Origin of the sequence: Bacteroides sp. An269, from assembly GCF_002159755.1 — a bacterium.
Taxonomy (GTDB): domain Bacteria; phylum Bacteroidota; class Bacteroidia; order Bacteroidales; family Bacteroidaceae; genus Phocaeicola; species Phocaeicola intestinalis.
This window is the reverse complement of sequence record NZ_NFJG01000074.1, coordinates 1-20,910: the sequence shown is the minus strand read 5'-3', so window position 1 is coordinate 20,910 and position 20,910 is coordinate 1. Positions and strand designations below refer to the sequence as shown.

The window sequence follows — 20,910 nt, the reverse complement described above, 5'->3', positions numbered from 1 at the left end:
CGCTCCTGTTCTTCGTCAGATAGCCCGCTATCTTCCTCATCACAGAAGCGGAAATGCCTCAAAAACTCATCCCAAATCATCGCACGATAAATTCAAAACAGCTTCTTAATTCTTGTCAATTATTCTTCGTAAATCGAACGGGCATCTGTCCGTTTTTCAACACCCTTGTTCTGCTTGCTGAAAAAAGAAAGCAGGTCTTGTTTGCTGACGGTTCCGGTGGGGACAAAGTCTGCCGAATTCATGTATTGTGTCAGACTATAGAGCAGTTGCTTTACTTCAGGTTTCTGTTTGCTCTCAGTCGACAAGAGGTCTATTGAACTCATGATGAGTTTGCCCTTTCCGTATTTAGTTTCGAAGACGGAGGCCAGTCGGCGATTGTTTACGAAATTGTCTGTTACTTCTATGATAGGTTGCAAATCGGGCAACGAATCCATGACCAATACCTTGGAGTGTTTGACCAGGTTCCACCATTGCCAGTCGCTATGCATCTCGGTAGGGAAATGCAGAAGTGCCGGATGTTTGGGGTCGCAAAGTATGCCCATGGTTCCTGCCTGTTTGGGGAAATGGACGGGGCTCCAGAACACCGGAAGGAATTTGCCTTCCAATCCTTCCAGTTTATCGGGACGTGGAGAGAGGAGGACTTTTTTCCCTGCTTCCAAAGCCGACAGTGCCTGGCTGATGTCTTGAGTCAGCACAACATCACCGGCATTCAGTTCCTTAAGTGGAGGATATACCCATATCGACCAGCTGTTTTCCCAATCTGTATCTTCGATGGTTGCTTTCAGGTAGAGCTGGGTTGCGTTTCGCATTTTCTCTAATCCGACGTGTATTTCACCTGCGGAAGTGACGGTTCCTTTTTTGAAGGTACCGGCATCCAGTTTCCCTCGCCCCACTTCATATCCGGTCTTGTCTGTCAATTGCCACAGGATATGCTTGCCGCGGATGTCTTCTTTGTAATAGTTGGCTATTCCCACTTGTGCGGCAAAGGTTTCGTTGGTTGTCCAAGTAGCTTTTTCGCTCAGCATGCAAAAAGAAGGATGGTTTCCATACGCCGCAATGATGCGGTCGAACTCCTGGTAGAGGAAACGGTTGGTGGCGGTGTCCTTTCCTACCGTAAGTGACCAGTTGGGCAATTCCACTTGCAGGTAAAATCCCATGCGGTCTGCTACCTTGAAAGCGGCTTCGGGCGGGCAATACGAATGGAAACGCAAGTGGTTCAGTCCCCATGCTTTGGCGGTAGAGAATACTTTTTCCCAGCCGGCTTCATCGGTCGGAGGCGTTCCGGTCAGCGGAAAGATGCAGCATTCCAATGTTCCGCGCAGGAATATCCGGTTGCCGTTGATGGTAAGATAACCGTCGGTATGCCCAATCTCGCGCATGCCGAAAGTGGTTTCATAGCGGTCTGTACCCTGCCGGGTATGGCAGCTTGCCTGCAATGTATAGAGGGTGGGAGAGAACTCGTCCCACAGGCGCATGTCCTCGCCCAGTGCATATTCTTTTTCTATGCAGACCGTATCATGAGGGAATGCGGCCGGATAGGTTTGCGGCTCGTATGACTTGCCGGTCTCGGCGCAGTTGACTTGTAAGGTAACCTCTGCCTGGGTGGTCTGGGGATTGGTCCGCACCAGGACGGCTTTTACTTTTATCCGCTTGCCTGCGATGTCCGGATACACGTTTACTTGTTGTAGCTTGACATCGTTTTCCGCTTTCAGTTCCATGCGTCCCAACACGCCGTTCCATTTCACTTGTGTGTCTTCGGTATACGCATGTGCCAGTTCGCGCATGGAAATATCGTGTTGTTTGCGGTTATCTATGCGGAGGAATATAGGTGCATCCGCTGTAAGATTATTAATCTTCAGGCTGCAAGATTATTAATCTTACAAGCGCAAGATTATTAATCTTACAGCAGATGAAGCTATCTGTGTTGAAGCAAGAAGATAATAGCAGCAACCTTTTATTAAAAGATATGCACTGATAAAACCAATGCGCCTTGCTCATCGTACATTCTTGACTATTGGCTCGCATAAAGCAGGAACTAATTTCGTGTTTCGGGGAAAAAACTTTTGAAAATAGGAGATTATCGTAAAAATCTTCTATCTTTGTATTCGGGTAGAACCAACTCTTTCCCAAAACATGCGAGAAAAAGAAGAAACGTTATGCGCATCAAGTATTTGGAAACATAGGAAATTTTCAAATTGCATATTCAGATGGCATGGTGGTTCTGACGCTATAGCGTGGGCTGCTATAACTACATCTGTATACAAGGTTTCCTACGACCTCCAAGTAAAGACGTGGCATAGTTGGCTCACGTTTCCTGTAATACAAATGAAAATTCTTAGGAAGTCAACAAGAATTTTATAAGGATGAAGATGAAAAACATTTTAAGAAAACTCCCGACATTCATCGGTGTCTGTATACTGATGATTCTGACAAGCTGTACTACATCTAAATCCGTCGTCTCACAAGGTGTCAATTTATCTAAGTATAAATACGTAGCGGTTATAGACGATGATACGTACAGAATGCCCCCCGAACTTGTACAATATCAGATACAATTATACGATGCTGTCGAACAGTCGGGGTTAACATTGATAAACCAATATCGCATTAACGAACTGACACAGAGTGAGCAGTCGGCGTTATTGCTGGCGACATTCGGTGTCGCTGTAAGCCAAGAAGAAACCGTAATCACGGTCAACTTCATCGACTTCAACACCGACCGCCCTTTAGTTTCCTGCCGAGGTGCTTATACCACGTTAGGAATAAGTCACGATGCCGACATCAAAGGTGCTCTTAAACGTGTGGGTGAACAGATTTCAAAAACCTTTAAATAAACAAGTCGTGACAATCAAGAATCTTTCTTTCGTTTTATTGACGGTCCTAAGTTTTATATGGGGCGGTTGTGACAATGAAGATACTTCAGGAGACAGTTATGCGGATATCATCATGCAGGTATCCGAAACAACGGTTTGGGAGTCCGTATGGGGAAGTAATGTTCCAATGGAATACATGCTTGTAAAGGAGCCGTCTGATACGGAATGGCAGCGTCTTGTCATGGGCAGCATCGAAGGCTTTGAATACGTGCAAGGACATGCCTACGAATTGAAAGTGCGCAAAACCACTCTCGCCAATCCACCGCAGGACGGGATGAATTGCACTTATCGGCTGATTGAAATACTAAGCGATACACAACCGGACACACCTGTCACGCCCGAAGAATGGCCCGAAGAAGCAAAATTCAAGCTTAAAATGGTGCAACTGACTCCGTTTATGTATTTAGATACACCGCTGGCGGCACCCTTCGACTTGTTGACATTCAGAATACTCGACCATCGGGATGAATACACTCCCTTTGGCAATCCGGAGTTCCTGCAATACTATGATTCGATTGTGATGTCGTCTCCGGTCATGCCTGACACCTATTCTATTCTTCAACGGAAAAAAGGTGATAGTGGAACGTCTGAAAGCTACACATCGCAATGGAGCTCGTATTTTTTCGAGAAAAGCGATTTCCTGATATCGCTTAAAGGATACAAGGATGGCGAGGTGAAGTATGAATATACAATTGAACAGATTATGCGTGAAAGGGATTTTCTCGGTATAGATTGGGAAAGAGGAAGTATTGCGGTTGCCAACCCACAGACTCACACCATTTATTGTGTACTTGATACCCGTTATGAGTTTCTGTTGACCAACACCCAACAGCGCAACAATACCCCTTTCGTGGAAATCAGGGTAGCGGCCGCATCCCATCTTACTGATGCCGAAAATCTTCAAAGGCAGGAAGACGGGCTGCGTTGGCTGCTGACAAAATATTTGGAAAAAACATCCGAGACAACCGCCAGTTTCAAGACATTGCCCGAAGATGCCAGCATCGTGGAAACTTACGGCAATGATACTACACGTGTAGCGCTTCTTCATTTCGAGGGTGATGACTTTCATGAAGAATGTTATTATCTGATCGCCGAACCGAAATAACATCTAAAGCCCTTATGTTTTTGATGGTGATATTGCAAGAGATTGTAAGATAGGAATTACAAAATAATTTTGTATATTCGGCACGTAAAACAACTTTAGATATTTCTGCCATGATACGATTGAAAGACGGATTTGACGGTGAAAGGGCGTTGGTGCTTCCGCAGCTCATTACCCAGTTTATGGAAAAAGACCCGTTGCTCGCCGCCCTCCATATTACTGATATCGGTTATTACCCGAAGGCAAGTCATCACTTTAGGGAACGGACAACTCCTATCAATCAGTTTGTGTTCATTTATTGTATAGATGGAGCGGGTTGGTACCGTGTTAACGGATATACTTACGAGGTGCACGAAAACCAGTATTTTATACTTCCGGCAGGAATGCCACATGCCTATGGGGCAGACGAGGGTAATCCATGGACGATTTATTGGATTCATTTCAAGGGAACTTTGGCTTCTTGTTATGCTAAAAATGCTGCGCAGCCTATGGAAATTTTGCCCGAGAAACATTCGCGCATCAATAATCGCATCAACTTGTTTGAGGAGATTTTTCTTACACTGAAGTCGGGCTATAGCAACGAGAATCTGTATTATGCATCTTCGCTTTTTCATCATTATTTAGGCTCGTTGCGTTATGTCCAACAATACCGTGCGGCTTATGGTGGGCGGACAGATGATGAAGGACTTGTTGATGTGACTATACATTATATGAAAGAGAATCTGGAAAAACGGCTTACACTTCAGGAGCTGACGGCGCAAAGTGGTTATTCGGCTTCACATTTCTCGATGTTGTTCAAACGGAAGACGGACACAGTGTGTTGGAGTATTTCAACTTGATGAAGATACAGGAGGCCTGTTTCTTGCTTGACTCGACTGACATGAAGGTCAATCAGATCTGTTACAAGGTAGGCATAGATGATGCCTATTACTTTTCGCGTCTGTTCAACAAGATTATGGGCATGTCGCCTTATGCTTACCGGAAAGCCAAGAAGGGATAAGGCAGGAATCCAGCTGTGTTAAATTGAATTAAAAATGAAATAATTATTCTTATATTTTGTAGTGCGTCAGATTATTTGTATCTTTGCAGGCGAGATGAAAAAGAAGGTGGAGGGGCGGTAAGGCTCCTTTTTTTATTCACTATTAATATTGCATGATAGACAAACAAGCAGTGACCCGTATAGTTGAAGAATGGCTGGACGGGAAAGATTATTTTCTGGTAGATGTCTCTGTAAGCCCAGATGACAAAATCGTAGTAGAAATAGACCATGCCGAAGGGGTGTGGATTGACGATTGTGTAGAGTTGAGCCGGTTTATCGAGTCGCGGCTGAACCGGGAAGAAGAGGATTATGAACTGGAGGTCGGTTCGGCAGGTATCGGACAGCCTTTTAAAGTGTTGAAACAATACTTGATGCATATCGGTAAAGAGGTAGAAGTGATGGATGCTGCCGGCAAGAAATGGACCGGTATCCTGAAAGCAGCCGACGAAGCTGGTTTTACGATTGCGATAAAAGTGAAGGTGAAGCCGGAAGGGGCGAAACGTCCGCGGCTGGAGGAACAGGACAAGGCTTTTGCATACGATGAGATAAAATACACCAAATACTTAATTAGCTTTAAATAGATGTTATGGCGAAGAAAGAACCTGCAGTCAGTTTGATTGACACGTTTTCGGAATTTAAGGAGTTGAAAAACATAGACCGCACCACGATGGTAAGCGTGCTGGAAGAGTCGTTCCGCAGCGTGATAGCCAAGATGTTCGGTTCGGATGAGAATTACGATGTAATTGTGAATCCCGATAAAGGGGATTTCGAGATATGGCGCAACCGTGAGGTGGTGGCAGATGAAGACTTGACCGACCCTAACCGACAGATAGCACTGAGTGAAGCACGGCAGATAGATGCTTCGTATGAAGTGGGTGAGGAAGTGACCGATGAGGTAATCTTCGAGAAGTTTGGGCGGCGTGCCATCCTGAACCTGCGGCAAACGCTCGCTTCGAAGATATTGGAGCTGGAGAAAGATAGCTTGTATAACAAGTATATCGACCGTGTAGGTACGGTGATGGCTGCCGAGGTATACCAGATATGGAAGAAGGAAATCTTGCTGTTGGACGATGAAGGGAACGAATTGTTGCTGCCGCGTACCGAACAGATACCGGGTGACTTTTACCGTAAAGGTGAAACGGTACGTGCCGTAGTAGCACGGGTGGACAACAAGAACAATAACCCGAAAATCATTTTGAGCCGTACCTCGCCGATGTTCCTGCAGCGGTTGTTCGAACAGGAAGTGCCTGAAATAGCAGACGGGTTGATTACTATCCGGCGTATAGCGCGTATTCCCGGCGAACGGGCAAAGATTGCAGTAGAGTCATACGATGATCGTATCGATCCGGTAGGTGCGTGTGTGGGGGTAAAAGGTTCGCGTATTCACGGCATAGTGCGTGAGTTGCAGGGCGAGAACATTGATGTTATCAATTACACGGCCAACTTGCAGCTGTTTATCCAGCGTGCACTGAGCCCTGCCAAGGTGTCGAGCATCGTGATGCACGAAGAAGAGAAGAAGGCAGAAGTGTACCTGAAACCGGAAGAAGTGTCACTGGCTATCGGTAAGGGAGGTATGAACATCAAGCTGGCAAGTATGCTGACCGAATACACGATAGACGTATACCGCGAGGTGGAAGAAGGTACAGTAGATGAGGATATCTATCTTGACGAATTCAAGGATGAGATAGACGAATGGGTGATAAATGCTATTAAAGGCATTGGCATCGATACAGCCAAGGGTGTGCTGAACGCTCCGCGTGAGATGTTGATTGAGAAAGCCGACTTGGAAGAGAATACGGTAGACGATGTCTTGAGAATACTGAAGGCGGAGTTTGAAGGCAACCAGTAACGTTTGCCATTTACCATTTACAATTTACAATTTGTCTTTATTACAGTGCGCAGAATTGTACATCTGTAAATGGTCCCGAAATGGTAGACTGCAAACGGTGAATGCCCGAATGGTAAATTGTAAATGGTAAATTGTAAAGGGAATGATGATAAGACTGAATAAAGTAACAAGAGATTTGAATGTGGGGATAGCTACAGCGGTCGACTTCTTGCAACGGAAGGGATATGCTGTGGAAGCGAATCCGAATGCGAAAATAACCGATGAACAATATGCTGCACTCGTAAAAGAATTCAGCAAAGACAAGGATTTGAAGATAGAGTCGGAAAAAATATTTCAGGAACGCCAGAATAAAGAGCGTAGTAAGGCTTCTGTTTCGATAGAAGACCTGCACGGGGGAAAGGCACAGCCTGAAATGATAGAAATAGAAGTGCCAGAGGAAAGCCGTCCACGCTTCAAGCCCGTAGGAAAGATTGATTTGGACAGTCTGCGTACTGGAAAGAAGTCTGCAGGCGGACAGGCAAGCGCAAAAGAAAAGGATGCAAAGGTTTCTTCTGCTTCAGGAAAAGAACAGCAGGCAGATACGGAAGTGAAACCTGTACAACCGCAGGCGGAGCCTGAAGTAACGGAAACGGGGACGGCTCCCCGACCGGCAGCACAGCCGGATGAAAAGCCGGAACAACCAGAACAAGAAAAAGCTGAGGAACAGAAACCGGAGCCGATGGAAGAAAAGAAAGAAACAATAGAGGCACAGAATGTGCAGGGTAAGACAGAAGACGGGATATTCAAGATACGTCCTACCGAGTTCAAGTCGAAAATCAATGTAGTGGGACAGATTGATCTTGCTACGCTGAATCAGTCGACTCGCCCGAAGAAAAAAACAAAAGAAGAAAAACGTAAGGAACGGGAGGAAAAAGACCGCCAGCGGCAAGAGCAACGCCGGCAGATGAAAGATGCCATTATTAAGGAAATACGGAAAACCGATGAAAAAACTGAAAAAGCAGGAGATGGTGATAACACGGCAAACAGTAAGAAGAAACGTAACCGTATAGGAAAAGAACGTGTGGACATCAATACAGCTGCAAGTCAGGTTTCGCGGGGTGGAGAAAGTAGTGGAAAATCGGGAAAGAATGCCCAAGGGGGCGGCAAGCATGCCAAAGACCGTTTTAAGAAAGCCGTAGCAAAACCTGAAGTGAGTGACGAGGATGTAGCAAAACAGGTGAAAGAAACCTTGGCACGCCTGACCAGCAAGGGAAAGAATAAGGCTGCCAAGTACCGGAAAGAAAAACGTGAAATCATACAGAACCGCCAGCTGGAGCAGGAAGAACAGCAGGAAGAGGAAAGCAAAGTGTTGAAGCTGACCGAGTTTGTGACAGCTAATGAACTGGCGAACATGATGAACGTGCCGGTAACGCAAGTCATCTCTACGTGTATGAGCGTGGGTATCATGGTGTCTATCAACCAGCGTCTGGATGCTGAAACCATAAACTTGGTAGCAGAGGAATTTGGCTTTAAGACAGAATATGTAAGTGCAGAAGTGGCACAGGCGGTTGAGGAAGAAGCTGATGCAGAAGAAGACCTACAGCCTCGGGCACCGATTGTAACGGTAATGGGTCACGTAGACCACGGAAAAACTTCGTTGCTCGACTATATCCGTAAAGCGAATGTGATAGCTGGTGAGGCTGGAGGTATCACACAGCACATTGGTGCTTATAACGTGAAGCTGGAGGACGGGCGCCACATTACTTTTCTGGATACTCCGGGACACGAAGCGTTTACGGCTATGCGTGCCCGCGGTGCAAAAGTAACAGATGTGGTGATTGTCATTGTTGCAGCAGATGATAACGTGATGCCGCAGACCAAGGAAGCCATCAATCATGCGATGGCGGCAGGCGTGCCCATTGTGTTTGCCATCAACAAGATAGACAAGCCCAATGCCAACCCTGATAAGATAAAGGAAGAGCTGGCACAGATGAACTTCCTGATAGAAGAATGGGGAGGCAAGTACCAGTCGCAGGACATTTCGGCCAAGAAAGGTACGGGTGTGAAAGAACTTTTGGAAAAGGTATTGCTGGAAGCCGAGATGCTTGACTTGAAAGCGAATCCGAACCGTAAAGCTACAGGCTCTATCATTGAATCTTCGCTGGATAAAGGACGTGGTTATGTAGCTACGGTACTGGTATCGAACGGTACGCTTCACGTAGGTGATATCGTGCTGGCTGGAAAATATTATGGCAAGGTGAAGGCTATGTTCAACGAGCGTGGCCAACGCATGAAAGAGGCCGGTCCGTCGGAGCCTGTATTGATTTTAGGATTGAATGGTGCTCCGGCAGCGGGTGATACATTCCATGTATTTGATAGTGAACAGGAAGCACGTGAGATTGCCAATAAGCGTGAACAGTTGCAACGCGAACAGGGATTGCGTACCCAGAAGATGCTGACACTGGATGAGGTAGGGCGCCGTCTGGCATTAGGTGATTTCCATGAACTGAACATCATTGTGAAAGGTGACGTGGACGGTTCGGTAGAGGCATTGAGCGATTCACTTATCAAACTTTCTACTCCACAGATACAGGTAAATGTCATTCATAAGGGCGTAGGACAGATTTCGGAGTCGGATGTATCGCTTGCTGCAGCTTCGAATGCCATTATCGTGGGATTCCAGGTGCGTCCTTCGGGAAGTGCGGCAAAGCTTGCCGAGCAGGAAGGTGTAGATATCCGCAAATATTCCATTATCTACGATGCTATCGAAGAGGTGAAGGCTGCAATGGAAGGTATGCTTGCTCCTACGGTGAAAGAACAGGTTACTGCCACTATCGAAGTGCGTGAGGTATTCAATATCAGCAAAGTGGGTATGGTAGCCGGTGCAATGGTAAAGACCGGCAAAGTGAAACGTACCGACAAGGCACGTCTGATCCGTGACGGTATCGTGATTTATACAGGAAACATCAATGCCTTAAAACGCTTTAAGGATGATGTGAAGGAGGTGGGTACCAACTTCGAGTGTGGTATCAGTCTTACGAACTGCAACGATATCAAGGTGGGTGATGTGATAGAAACCTACGAAGAAGTGGAAGTAAAACAAACGTTGTAATCAATGAATAACTAACAGTGGACTATGAATAACGGAACTATGTTTGTCTCACCGTTATTCATAGTTCACTGTTAGTTATTCATTGTTAAGTATTAATTAATTATTAATTAGGAAGTGTCTTCGCTGGATTGGTTAATAACGGCAATAGTGGCAATGGGGGCGGCGGTAGGTTTTTGGAAAGGTGCCATCCGTCAATTGGCTTCCATCGTAGGGCTTTTGGCTGGCTTGTTGCTGGCGCGTGCTCTGTTTGTGGCCGTAGGTGACCGGCTAGGCGAAGCGTTAGGTACCTCGGTAGCACTGGCACGTGGCTTGGCTTTCGTGCTTATCGGTGTAGGGGTGCCTTTGTGTTTTCTGATACTTGGCTCGTTGCTCACCCGGCTTGCCGAAGGGCTTCGGTTGGGATTCGTAAACCGGTGTCTGGGAGCAGGGTTGGGAGGCTTGAAATTTGTATTGCTGCTAAGTATTGTGCTTCGTATCCTTGCATTTGCCGATGGTGAAGATTATTTAATCGGCCGAACCACAAAGGAACAATCGTTGTTCTATATTCCGGTGAAGGATGTGTCGGGCTATTTCTACCCGGCAATGAAAGATATGACTAATCATTTAACCGACTGAACTATGCAGTTAGAACCCAATAAATATGTAAAAGAACTGACCCGTGAGAAGTATAAATATGGCTTCACTACGGACATTCATACCGATATTATCGATCGTGGGCTGGACGAAAATGTGGTAAGGCTTATCTCGGCAAAAAAGAACGAGCCTGAATGGTTGCTCAATTTCCGCCTGAAAGCTTACCGCCACTGGCTGACAATGGATATGCCCACCTGGGCACATCTTACGATTCCTGATATCGACTACCAGGCTATATCGTATTATGCCGACCCTACACGTAAGAAAGAGGGTCCGAAGAGTCTTGATGATGTAGACCCCGAACTGTTGAAAACATTCAATAAGCTGGGGATTCCGTTGGAAGAACAGCTTGCATTAAGTGGTATGGCGGTAGATGCGGTGATGGATTCGGTGTCGGTAAAGACTACCTTTAAGGAAACATTGATGGAGAAAGGCATTATCTTTTGCTCTATCAGTGAAGCGGTACGCGAACATCCTGACTTGGTAAAGAAATACTTAGGTTCGGTAGTAGGGTATCGTGACAATTTCTTTGCAGCTCTCAATTCGGCAGTGTTTAGTGACGGTTCGTTTGTTTATATTCCTAAAGGTGTCCGGTGTCCGATGGAACTTTCTACTTATTTCCGTATTAATGCTGCAGGTACCGGACAGTTCGAACGGACACTTATTGTGGCAGATGATGACAGTTATGTGTCGTATTTGGAAGGATGTACGGCTCCGATGCGTGACGAGAATCAGCTTCATGCAGCTATTGTGGAAATTGTGGTGCTTGACCGTGCTGAAGTGAAATACTCTACAGTGCAGAACTGGTATCCCGGTGATGCCGAGGGTAAGGGAGGGGTATATAACTTTGTTACCAAGCGGGGCATTTGTAAAGGTGAAGGCAGTAAGTTATCATGGACGCAGGTAGAAACCGGTTCTGCCATTACTTGGAAATATCCCAGCTGTATTCTGAGCGGTGACAACTCGACTGCCGAATTTTATTCAGTGGCGGTTACGAACAATTACCAGCAGGCAGATACGGGAACGAAAATGATTCATCTGGGACGTAACACTCGTTCTACCATCGTCAGCAAGGGCATCAGTGCCGGACGAAGTCAGAACTCTTATCGTGGACTGGTGCGTGTGGCTGAACGGGCGGATGGTGCGCGCAACTATAGCCAGTGCGATTCACTCTTGTTGGGTAGCGAGTGTGGCGCACATACATTTCCCTACATGGATATCCATAACGAGACGGCAGTGGTAGAACACGAAGCTACTACTTCGAAAATATCAGAAGATCAGCTTTTTTATTGTAACCAACGTGGTATTTCTACCGAAGACGCAGTCGGTTTGATTGTGAACGGATATGCTAAAGAGGTGTTGAACAAGCTCCCGATGGAGTTTGCCGTGGAAGCGCAAAAGCTGCTTTCGGTTTCGTTGGAGGGAAGCGTAGGATAATGAAGAATTAAGAATGAAGAATGATGAATTAAATATGCAATGAGGGATGGGGGATGAGGAATCTGTTGATTCTTCATTCTTCATTCTTCATTCTTAATTTATAAAAGTTTATGTTAGAAATAAAAGATTTACATGCCTCGATTAACGGCAAAGAGATATTAAAAGGAATCAACCTGAGTGTGAAGACTGGCGAAGTGCATGCCATTATGGGACCGAACGGTTCGGGAAAGAGTACGCTGAGTAATGTATTAGTAGGACATCCGGCATATGAGGTGACTCGCGGTTCGGTCACTTTCGACGGGAAAGACCTTTTGGCTATGAGTCCGGAAGACCGGAGCCATGAAGGATTGTTCTTATCGTTCCAGTATCCGGTAGAGATTCCGGGAGTGAGCATGGTGAACTTTATGCGCACGGCAGTAAACGAGCAACGTAAGTATAAGGGGCTTCCTGCACTGACGGCAAGCGAATTCCTGAAACTGATGCGCCAGAAGCGCGAGGTAGTGGAATTGGACAGCAAGTTGGCAAACCGTTCGGTGAACGAAGGCTTTTCGGGTGGTGAGAAGAAGCGGAACGAAATCTTCCAGATGGCTATGTTGGAACCGAAGCTGAGCATTTTGGATGAAACAGATTCGGGGCTGGATATCGATGCATTGCGCATTGTGGCAGAAGGTGTGAACAAGTTGAAGACACCGGAAACCAGTTGCATTGTCATTACCCATTACCAACGTTTGCTGGATTATATCAAGCCAGATATAGTACATGTGCTTTATAAAGGACGCATAGTGAAAACGGCTGGACCTGAATTGGCACTGGAACTGGAAGAAAAAGGATATGACTGGATCAAGAAAGAATTGGGAGAGTAAGTGTATGAAAGCGGAACAACAGTATATCGACCTTTTTACGCAGTATGAGGCACTTCTCTGCCGTAACAGTGCTGAGGCGATGAATGCCCCGCGTGCCAAGGCTTTTGCCGATTTCGAACGCTTGGGCTTTCCTACGCGTAAAGAGGAGGATTATAAATATACGGAGGTGGGGAAGTATTTTGCTCCCGACTTCGGGTTGAATCTGAACAGGTTGGAATTTCCTGTCAACCCGTATGAAGTGTTCAAGTGTGATGTGCCGAATATGAGTACTTCGCTTTATTTCGTAGTCAATGACACGTTTGATAAGCATGTGCATCCTTCGGCTCAATTGCCCGAAGGAGTATTGTTCGGTAGCTTGAAGGATATGGCCAGACTCTATCCGGACCTGATAAAGTCGTATTATGGAAAGCTTGCCGATACATCGCAAGACGGGCTGACCGCGTTCAACACGATGTTTGCACAAGACGGTGTGCTGATGTATGTCCCGAGTGGCGTGGTGATGGAACGGCCTGTCCAGTTGGTAAATATCCTGCGTGCCGATGTTGATTTTATGGTGAACCGCCGTTTATTGGTTATCGTAGAAAAAGATGCGCAGGCGAAGCTGCTGGTATGCGACCATGCAATGGATAATGTGAACTTCCTTTCCACGCAAGTGACGGAAGTTTTTGTGGGGGAGAATGCTGCATTCGACCTTTATGAGTTGGAAGAAACTCACAACAGTACGGTGCGTTTCAATCAGTTGTTTGTCGATCAGCAGGCAGGAAGCAATGTCTTGCTGAATGGCATTACGTTGCATAATGGAACTACCCGGAATACTACCCGTGTGACACTATCGGGAGAGAGAGCCGAGGTGAACCTTTGTGGTATGGCAATAGCCGACAAGAACGAACAGGTAGATAACAATACTTTTATCGACCATAAAGTGCCTGGTTGTACAAGCAACGAGCTTTTTAAGTATGTGCTCGACGACCAGGCGACAGGTGCTTTTGCCGGAAAAGTATTGGTTCGTCCAGGTGCTCAGCATACGTCTTCGCAACAGACCAACCGAAATTTATGTGCTACCCGTGAAGCACGGATGTACACGCAGCCTCAGCTGGAAATTTATGCCGATGATGTGAAGTGCTCGCACGGTGCTACGGTAGGTCAGCTTGACGAGAATGCATTGTTTTACATGCAACAGCGTGGCATCCCCCTGAAGGAAGCCCGTCTATTGCTGATGTTTGCCTTTGTGGGTGAAGTAATCGACTGTATCCGGATGGAGGCATTGAAAGACCGTCTGCACCGTCTGGTAGAAAAGCGTTTCCGTGGTGAACTGAACAAGTGCCAGGGATGTGCGATATGTAAATGAGTTTTTGAGTTTTTAGGTTTATAAGTTCTTAAGTTGATGTGGTTAAAAGATTTGAGAATTAAAGAACTTAAAAACTCATTCCCAATCAGCACACGCGAACGAACGCATCAAGGCTAGAAAACTTTTTGGAGAAATTCAAAACAGTTTTTTGCTTTATTGGAACATTTAAAACAGGCTCTTAAAAACTCAAAATCTGAATATGTACGACATAACAAAAATCAGAGAAGACTTTCCGATACTTTCACGAACGGTGTACGGCAAACCGCTGGTCTATCTGGACAATGGGGCTACTACGCAAAAGCCTCGGTGTGTAGTGGAGTCGATAACCGATGAATACTATTCGGTGAATGCCAATGTACACCGTGGAGTGCATTTCCTTTCGCAGCAGGCAACTAACCTGCACGAGGCTTCACGCGAAACGGTACGTAAGTTTATCAATGCGCGCAGTATTTCTGAAATTGTTTTTACACGGGGGACGACAGAGAGCATCAATTTAGTGGCTTCCACCTTTGCCGATAGCCAGATGAAAGAAGGTGACGAAGTGATAGTCTCGGTAATGGAACACCACAGCAATATTGTATCGTGGCAATTACAGGCAGCACGTAAGGGAATCGTCTTGAAAGTGATTCCGATGAATGAACGTGGCGAACTGTCGCTGGCTGAATATGAGAAACTTTTCACGCCGCGTACCCGTATTGTGTCGGTTGCTCATGTGTCGAATGTACTGGGTACTATTAACCCGGTCAGTGAATTAGTTCGGATAGCTCATGCTCACAATGTTCCTGTGTTGATAGACGGAGCCCAAAGTATTCCCCATATCCCAGTAGATGTACAGGCACTGGATGCCGATTTTTATGTGTTCAGTGGGCATAAGGTATACGGTCCTACGGGTATTGGCGTGCTTTATGGTAAAGAGGCTTGGCTGGATAAGTTGCCGCCCTATCAGGGAGGAGGCGAAATGATTAAGAACGTAAGTTTCGAAAAAACCACATTCAATGAGCTTCCTTTTAAGTTCGAGGCGGGTACTCCCGATTATATTGGCAGTACGGCATTGGCAAAAGCTCTTGACTATGTATCAGCAATTGGGATGGAACAGATAGAGGCTTACGAACACGGACTGACGCAGTATGCCATGCAGCGCCTGAAAGAGGTGCGGGGGATGCGTATCTTTGGCGAGGCTGCACAGAAAAGTTCGGTTATATCCTTTTTGGTTGGCAATATCCATCATTTTGATATGGGCACCTTGCTCGATCGTTTGGGTATTGCTGTTCGTACGGGACATCATTGTGCCGAACCTTTGATGCATCGTTTGGGTATTGAAGGTACTGTACGTGCATCTTTCGCGCTATATAATACAAAGGAGGAAATCGATGTGCTGGTCGCAGGCATAGAGCGGGTAGCGAAGATGTTTTAAATCGAACAGAAAAAAGTCACCAGAAACGGTACGCTGAAATCTGTTATAAAACCATGGAAGATGGATACTACGGCAAACTGCTGTCCTGCACATTGAGTAATGACAGGCAGGGTGGTGTCTGCCGTGGTGGCTCCTCCGGCTGATATGGGTGCCAGATTGCCAAACCAGCGAACCAGTAGTGGTGCGCACAGCAGTGTGAGAATTTCGCGCAAAATGTTCGATAAGAGGGCGATGGTGCCCAGTTCCGGACCTTTATATTCGGTAATGAAGATACTCGACAGCGAGTAATAACCGAATCCGGCACCTACTGCCATGCAGTCGGCTGCACTGCGGTGTGGAAGCAGCAAGCTTACCAGTGCCGTGGCAGAAAGAGTGCCAAAGATGGTCATTATGGGAAGAAATGCCAGACGAGGATTCAGACTACGGAAATTATTCAGCGTCTGTGGATCATTGCCGATGCTTAGTCCTACACTGAACATCAGGGCACACAACGTGTAAAAACTAATGTCAGTCTTAGCCAAAGAAACAGGGATGATATGGAATAATCCACATAAACATCCCAATGCGAAAAAGCCCACAATAATCAAACTTCCTTTCATGCCTCTCTTCTTTTTCGTTTGTATACAGATTTCCACAACGCCCAGGCTGCCAGGCAGCTTCCGATAACGGCAGTTATGGTGATAGCTAATGCTTCCAGGCCTAATGTGGCAACCCCCTCGATAATTTGCCGGTTTTCCCCGACTTCGATGCCCAATAAAAACAACAAGATCCAGATAAGTACCGTGATAATCTGGTGTATTCCAGTAAGTTGCCGCCTGCGTAGCAAAAAGCCGATACACATTCCTCCCAACATAAGTCCGATTACTGTAAACATATCTTTCGATTTTTATCGGCAAAGGTAAAGAAAACTTTGTCAATGACAATGGATAATGGACGACTGACAGGGTAAATGCATCTAATTTGTGCAGATTATCCGATATTGAAAAACATTTGTGGGAATTACTGGTTACCATTCTGACCGCTATCGGGATTACATTAGGCGTGCCCATTAGGCGTGCCCTTGTGTTTCTAAACGATTTTTCATTTAAAAAAGTATGTTATAAGGAAGAGATTTTGTAATTTTGCGTGTTGTAAAACAGGATATATCAACTTTTAAACAAAATAAGATTATGGCTAAGAAAGCTCTTTTAATGATTTTGGACGGTTGGGGTTGTGGAGACCACAAGAAAGACGATGTGATTTTCAATACCCCTACTCCGTATTGGGACAGCCTGTTGGCTACGTATCCACACTCCCAGCTTCAGGCAAGTGGTGAAAACGTGGGTTTACCAGATGGGCAGATGGGCAACTCGGAAGTAGGTCATCTGAATATCGGTGCGGGTCGTATTGTGTATCAGGACCTGGTGAAAATCAACCGCGCATGTGCCGACGGTAGCATTCTGAAGAATCCGGAAATCGTGTCTGCATTCTCTTATGCTAAAGAGCAGGGCAAGAATATCCATTTTATGGGATTGACTTCGAACGGCGGGGTACATTCTTCGCTGGAGCATCTCTTTAAATTGTGTGATATCGCCAAAGAATATGGTTTGGAAAATACGTTCATCCATTGCTTCATGGATGGCCGTGATACCGACCCCAAGAGCGGTAAAGGATTTATCGAACAACTGACTGCACATTGTGCCCAGTCGGCTGGTAAAATTGCTTCTATCGTAGGACGTTTTTATGCTATGGACCGTGATAAACGTTGGAACCGTGTGAAGGAAGCCTACGATTTGCTGGTAGAAGGCAAAGGTAAGCAGGCTACGGATATGGTGCAGGCAATGCAGGAATCGTATGACGAAGGTGTGACTGACGAATTCATCAAACCGATTAACAATGCCAATTTCGATGGTACCATCAAAGAGGGGGATGTGGTGATATTCTTCAATTACCGTAACGACCGCGCGAAAGAGTTGACCGTAGTATTGACCCAGCAGGATATGCCGGAAGAAGGCATGAAAACTATTCCAGGTTTGCAGTATTACTGCATGACGCCGTATGATGCTTCGTTCAAAGGGGTTCATATCATCTTCCCGAAAGAAAACGTGGCAGATACGCTGGGTGAATATCTGTCGAAGAATGGTAAAAAGCAGCTCCACATAGCTGAGACTGAAAAATATGCGCATGTTACTTTCTTCTTTAATGGTGGACGCGAGGCTCCGTTTGATGGGGAAGACCGTATCTTGGTTCCGTCACCGAAGGTGGCTACTTACGACCTGAAACCGGAAATGAGCGCTTACGAGGTGAAAGACAAGCTGGTGGAAGCAATTAATACACAGCAATACGATTTCATCGTAGTGAACTATGCCAACGGTGATATGGTAGGACATACGGGAGTTTACGAAGCTATCGAGAAGGCTGTAGTGGCCATTGATAACTGTGTACGCGATACAGTGGAAGCTGCTAAGGCAAATGATTACGAGGTTATCATCATTGCCGACCATGGTAATGCCGACCATGCCTTGAACGAAGACGGTACACCGAACACAGCCCATTCGCTGAATCCGGTTCCGTTTGTATATGTGACGGCAAACAAGGATGCTCAGGTGGCAAATGGTGTACTGGCAGATGTGGCTCCGTCTATTTTACATATCATGGGGATGCCACAACCGGCAGACATGACAGGAAAAGATTTGATTAAATAATCTGAGAAAGACAATTGACAAGGGTATCAGTTGATAAGATGGCAAAGCTTTTGAGGAGTTAGAATTCTTGAAGCCTTGTTGTCGTATCAATTGATACCTTCTTATTTAAAAAGGAACTTTGTTTATAAATCACCAAAAGATATGATGATTGAAGTTGGAGATGTCGTGGTTTCATCTGACATCTTTACCGGGAAGTTTTTTTGTGACTTAGATGCCTGCAAAGGTGTATGCTGTATTGAGGGCGATGCTGGAGCTCCGGTAGAATTGGAGGAAGTGGAGAAACTGGAAGAAGTGTTGCCGGTGGTATGGGAAGACTTGTCACCCGAGGCGCGGGAGATAATCGACAGGCAAGGAGTGGTATATACTGATCAGGAAGGTGACTTGGTGACTTCTATCGTGAACGGGAAAGATTGTGTATTCACTTGTCACGATGAGAAGGGATATTGCTATTGTGCTATAGAAAAAGCTTTTCGTGAAGGACGTTGCGCTTTTTACAAACCGATATCGTGTCACCTCTATCCGGTCCGTCTTGGCAAGTGCGGACCTTACACGGCATTAAATTATCATCGTTGGGATATTTGCAAGGCTGCTGTAGTGTTGGGCGAAAAGAAAGACGTGGCGGTTTATCAGTTCTTGAAAGAACCTCTTATCCGCCGGTTCGGTGAAGACTGGTATGCTGAACTGGAACTGGTGGCAGAAGAATTGCGGAAATATGCCGGTAAATGAGTAGACAAGATATCAGTTGCCTGCTGTTTAAAAACATTTCAACTGATATCTTGTCTTGTTATTTTGACTTGTTACCTGACTGTCAGGTGTACAGTTTTTACGGGACGGAGGTAATAGGTACGTTTGGAGCCGACTTTTGATATGCTTGAACTCCAGAAAGCAAAACTTGACTGGCAATCATTACATAGGTATCGGTCTTCATCATCTTCATTGCCATAGAAGGGTGCCAGCCCGTTATCTTGCAGCAATTGGTTTAAATCGAGGTCTCTATATTGAGCGATAAAGCTTTTGGCTTCTTCCTTAGTGAATACCCGCCAGCCATCGATACCGCTTATTTCGTAATCCGCCAGGATTTCTTCTCCTTTGTCTGCCTGTGTTTCCCATTGTTCAGGGGCAATAAGAAAGGCTTCGCATTCAGTGTCGGAAATTTCGGTTATTTTCCATACAAAGAAATTTTCCCAAATACTTTCTTCTTCTTCGGGTAATGTTGATACATAATAAGTATCTGCATTTCCTGTAATTGTGCCAGGATTTTCTTCTGTATCATCGGGATTATCGGGGATGGTTTCGCTTATGCCGAACTCTACGCCTACCAATGGGTGCCAGCCTTCGGCTTGAAATTCTCCGTTCAGCGTGATTCCGTCTTTATAATTGCCGGTAAACTGGTATGGATATCCGGCTAGCAGTGCTGATTGGTAAGTGTAGCCGTAGGTTTTATTTCCTTCAGGTTGGTCTATCTGTACAGACAGGTGGGTAGACGAGCTTTCATGAGGAAGGATATAAACGGTTTCGCTCATCCATTGGTTACCTTCTTTTGCGCAAGGTATGGTACATGATTGCTGGTCGTTTTTGTATGCATTATTGAAGGCGATGCCTGAACTGACTGGAGATATGTCTATACTGACGTTGGTGGCTTCTTCGGGTACGTCATTGATAACAAAACTGACAGAAGCTACAGCGTATGACAGGGTCATTTGTACTGTTGTTGATTTTGTCAGGTTTATTTGGGCTTGTGCTATCTGGATGGGAGCTTTGGCAAAATTAGATTCCTTGATGCTGATGTAACTTTCGGGAGTGATGTCGAGTGGCATGAAGTATTCGTCTTCCGTGATGCCGGATAGCAGAATAATGGTGTATTTCCCTTCTGCAATGCTTTTGCTATATGATGCGGATTCATCGGCGATGATGTCTTGCTGGATGCATTTACCTTCTTCATTAAACAGGTAAACAGTGAGGGGGTAATGAATAGGGGCGTTGTTGTCGCTTCGGGTGACCACTTGTACGGTGTGGGGGACGTTTTCGATGGTTTCACCCGTCTCTTCTTCAAGCTGATACTCTCCACAGGCGCAAGTTAGCCACGTCAGGAGAAGAGGTAGATAGAAATGTTTAGTGTAACTCATATTAATTAAGGTATATGTTTTTTCTATCTATAACGCAAGTTTCTCGGTTTGTGTATGTTTGATCTGCAAAAAAAATTTCCGATAAATTTGTTTAGCGGATATGAATCAATGTATGATTGAAAGGTTCAGTATCTGTTTCAAGCTGTCTTCCTTTTACGTTCTCCATATCAAAACCGTACGGTTTCCATATCGAGAACGTACGGTTTTCAATTGGAGAACGTACGGTTTTGATATGGAAACCATAAAAGGATGATGGCTGGATTGATAATATAATCCAATCAGATATTTCAATTATATGGCTTTGGGAATTTGATTATAAATGCCCATAACATTTTTCTTTGATTAATTTAGAAGCTGTTTTGAATTTATCGTGCGATGATTTGGGATGAGTTTTTGAGGCATTTTCGCTTCTGTGATGAGGAAGATAGCGGGCTATCTGACGAAGAACAGG

16 protein-coding genes and 1 pseudogene are annotated in these 20,910 nt (G+C 45.5%); 13 read left to right on the top strand and 4 right to left on the bottom strand.

The genetic code is table 11. The features are described from left to right. Positions 1 to 119 precede the first annotated feature (119 nt). Positions 120 to 1,784 (bottom strand): hypothetical protein, encoded by a 1,665-nt coding sequence (locus tag B5F71_RS13115; RefSeq protein ID WP_087211034.1) that lies wholly within the window; start codon positions 1,782 to 1,784, stop codon positions 120 to 122. A gap of 585 nt (positions 1,785 to 2,369) precedes the next feature. On the opposite strand from B5F71_RS13115, the gene B5F71_RS13110 reads away from it, so the two are divergent. The 11 genes and pseudogenes from B5F71_RS13110 (at position 2,370) to B5F71_RS13060 (ending at position 15,649) form a co-directional block, all read left to right on the top strand. Beyond that, positions 2,370 to 2,834 carry a hypothetical protein gene (locus B5F71_RS13110; RefSeq protein WP_013619197.1) on the top strand — a complete coding sequence of 155 codons (465 nt, stop codon included), beginning with the start codon at positions 2,370 to 2,372 and terminating at the stop codon, positions 2,832 to 2,834. Between the two features lie 7 nt (positions 2,835 to 2,841). Further along, a complete protein-coding gene (locus tag B5F71_RS13105; RefSeq protein ID WP_158098093.1) occupies positions 2,842 to 3,978 on the top strand; it encodes a DUF4377 domain-containing protein in 1,137 nt (378 codons plus the stop codon). A 110-nt stretch (positions 3,979 to 4,088) separates the two neighbouring features. After that, positions 4,089 to 4,975, top strand: a pseudogene (locus B5F71_RS13100) (AraC family transcriptional regulator). A 152-nt stretch (positions 4,976 to 5,127) separates the two neighbouring features. Further along, on the top strand, positions 5,128 to 5,595 hold the full coding sequence (gene rimP, locus B5F71_RS13095) for a ribosome assembly cofactor RimP (RefSeq protein WP_022039701.1): 468 nt from the start codon (positions 5,128 to 5,130) through the stop codon (positions 5,593 to 5,595). Positions 5,596 to 5,600: 5 nt separating this feature from the next. Continuing rightward, the gene (nusA, locus tag B5F71_RS13090; RefSeq protein WP_087211028.1) at positions 5,601 to 6,863 is read left to right on the top strand and encodes a transcription termination factor NusA; all 1,263 of its coding nucleotides are present in this window, start codon (positions 5,601 to 5,603) and stop codon (positions 6,861 to 6,863) included. Between the two features lie 142 nt (positions 6,864 to 7,005). Further along, the gene (infB, locus tag B5F71_RS13085) at positions 7,006 to 9,954 is read left to right on the top strand and encodes a translation initiation factor IF-2 (RefSeq protein WP_022039703.1); all 2,949 of its coding nucleotides are present in this window, start codon (positions 7,006 to 7,008) and stop codon (positions 9,952 to 9,954) included. Between the two features lie 114 nt (positions 9,955 to 10,068). Beyond that, positions 10,069 to 10,569 carry a CvpA family protein gene (locus tag B5F71_RS13080; protein ID WP_087211026.1) on the top strand — a complete coding sequence of 167 codons (501 nt, stop codon included), beginning with the start codon at positions 10,069 to 10,071 and terminating at the stop codon, positions 10,567 to 10,569. Between the two features lie 3 nt (positions 10,570 to 10,572). Then, entirely contained in the window at positions 10,573 to 12,024 is a 1,452-nt protein-coding gene (gene sufB, locus B5F71_RS13075; protein ID WP_087211022.1) for a Fe-S cluster assembly protein SufB, read from the top strand. 110 nt (positions 12,025 to 12,134) lie between these two features. Then, complete coding sequence (sufC, locus tag B5F71_RS13070) at positions 12,135 to 12,887, top strand: Fe-S cluster assembly ATPase SufC (protein ID WP_087211019.1); 753 nt, start codon at positions 12,135 to 12,137, stop codon at positions 12,885 to 12,887. A gap of 4 nt (positions 12,888 to 12,891) precedes the next feature. After that, complete coding sequence (gene sufD, locus B5F71_RS13065; RefSeq protein WP_087211016.1) at positions 12,892 to 14,235, top strand: Fe-S cluster assembly protein SufD; 1,344 nt, start codon at positions 12,892 to 12,894, stop codon at positions 14,233 to 14,235. A 199-nt stretch (positions 14,236 to 14,434) separates the two neighbouring features. Next, positions 14,435 to 15,649, top strand: a complete 1,215-nt coding sequence (locus tag B5F71_RS13060) for a cysteine desulfurase (protein ID WP_087211014.1) — start codon at positions 14,435 to 14,437, stop codon at positions 15,647 to 15,649. Here the strand turns inward: B5F71_RS13060 and B5F71_RS13055 are convergent. Next, positions 15,646 to 16,248: a lysine exporter LysO family protein gene (locus B5F71_RS13055; protein ID WP_022039709.1), complete on the bottom strand. Its 603-nt coding sequence runs from the start codon at positions 16,246 to 16,248 to the stop codon at positions 15,646 to 15,648. The two genes, B5F71_RS13060 and B5F71_RS13055, sit on opposite strands and share 4 nt — an antisense overlap. After that, complete coding sequence (locus B5F71_RS13050) at positions 16,245 to 16,523, bottom strand: LysO family transporter (protein WP_087211011.1); 279 nt, start codon at positions 16,521 to 16,523, stop codon at positions 16,245 to 16,247. Before B5F71_RS13050 ends, B5F71_RS13055 begins: the two co-directional genes overlap by 4 nt. Before the next feature lie 295 nt (positions 16,524 to 16,818). On the opposite strand from B5F71_RS13050, the gene gpmI reads away from it, so the two are divergent. Together gpmI and B5F71_RS13040 are read left to right on the top strand one after the other, a co-directional pair. Then, entirely contained in the window at positions 16,819 to 18,333 is a 1,515-nt protein-coding gene (gene gpmI / locus B5F71_RS13045) for a 2,3-bisphosphoglycerate-independent phosphoglycerate mutase (protein ID WP_022039711.1), read from the top strand. A 144-nt stretch (positions 18,334 to 18,477) separates the two neighbouring features. Continuing rightward, a complete protein-coding gene (locus B5F71_RS13040) occupies positions 18,478 to 19,059 on the top strand; it encodes a DUF3109 family protein (protein ID WP_087211037.1) in 582 nt (193 codons plus the stop codon). A gap of 71 nt (positions 19,060 to 19,130) precedes the next feature. On the opposite strand, the gene B5F71_RS13035 is transcribed toward B5F71_RS13040, so the two are convergent. Then, on the bottom strand, positions 19,131 to 20,459 hold the full coding sequence (locus B5F71_RS13035; RefSeq protein ID WP_087211009.1) for a FimB/Mfa2 family fimbrial subunit: 1,329 nt from the start codon (positions 20,457 to 20,459) through the stop codon (positions 19,131 to 19,133). Between the last annotated feature and the right edge of the window lie 451 nt (positions 20,460 to 20,910).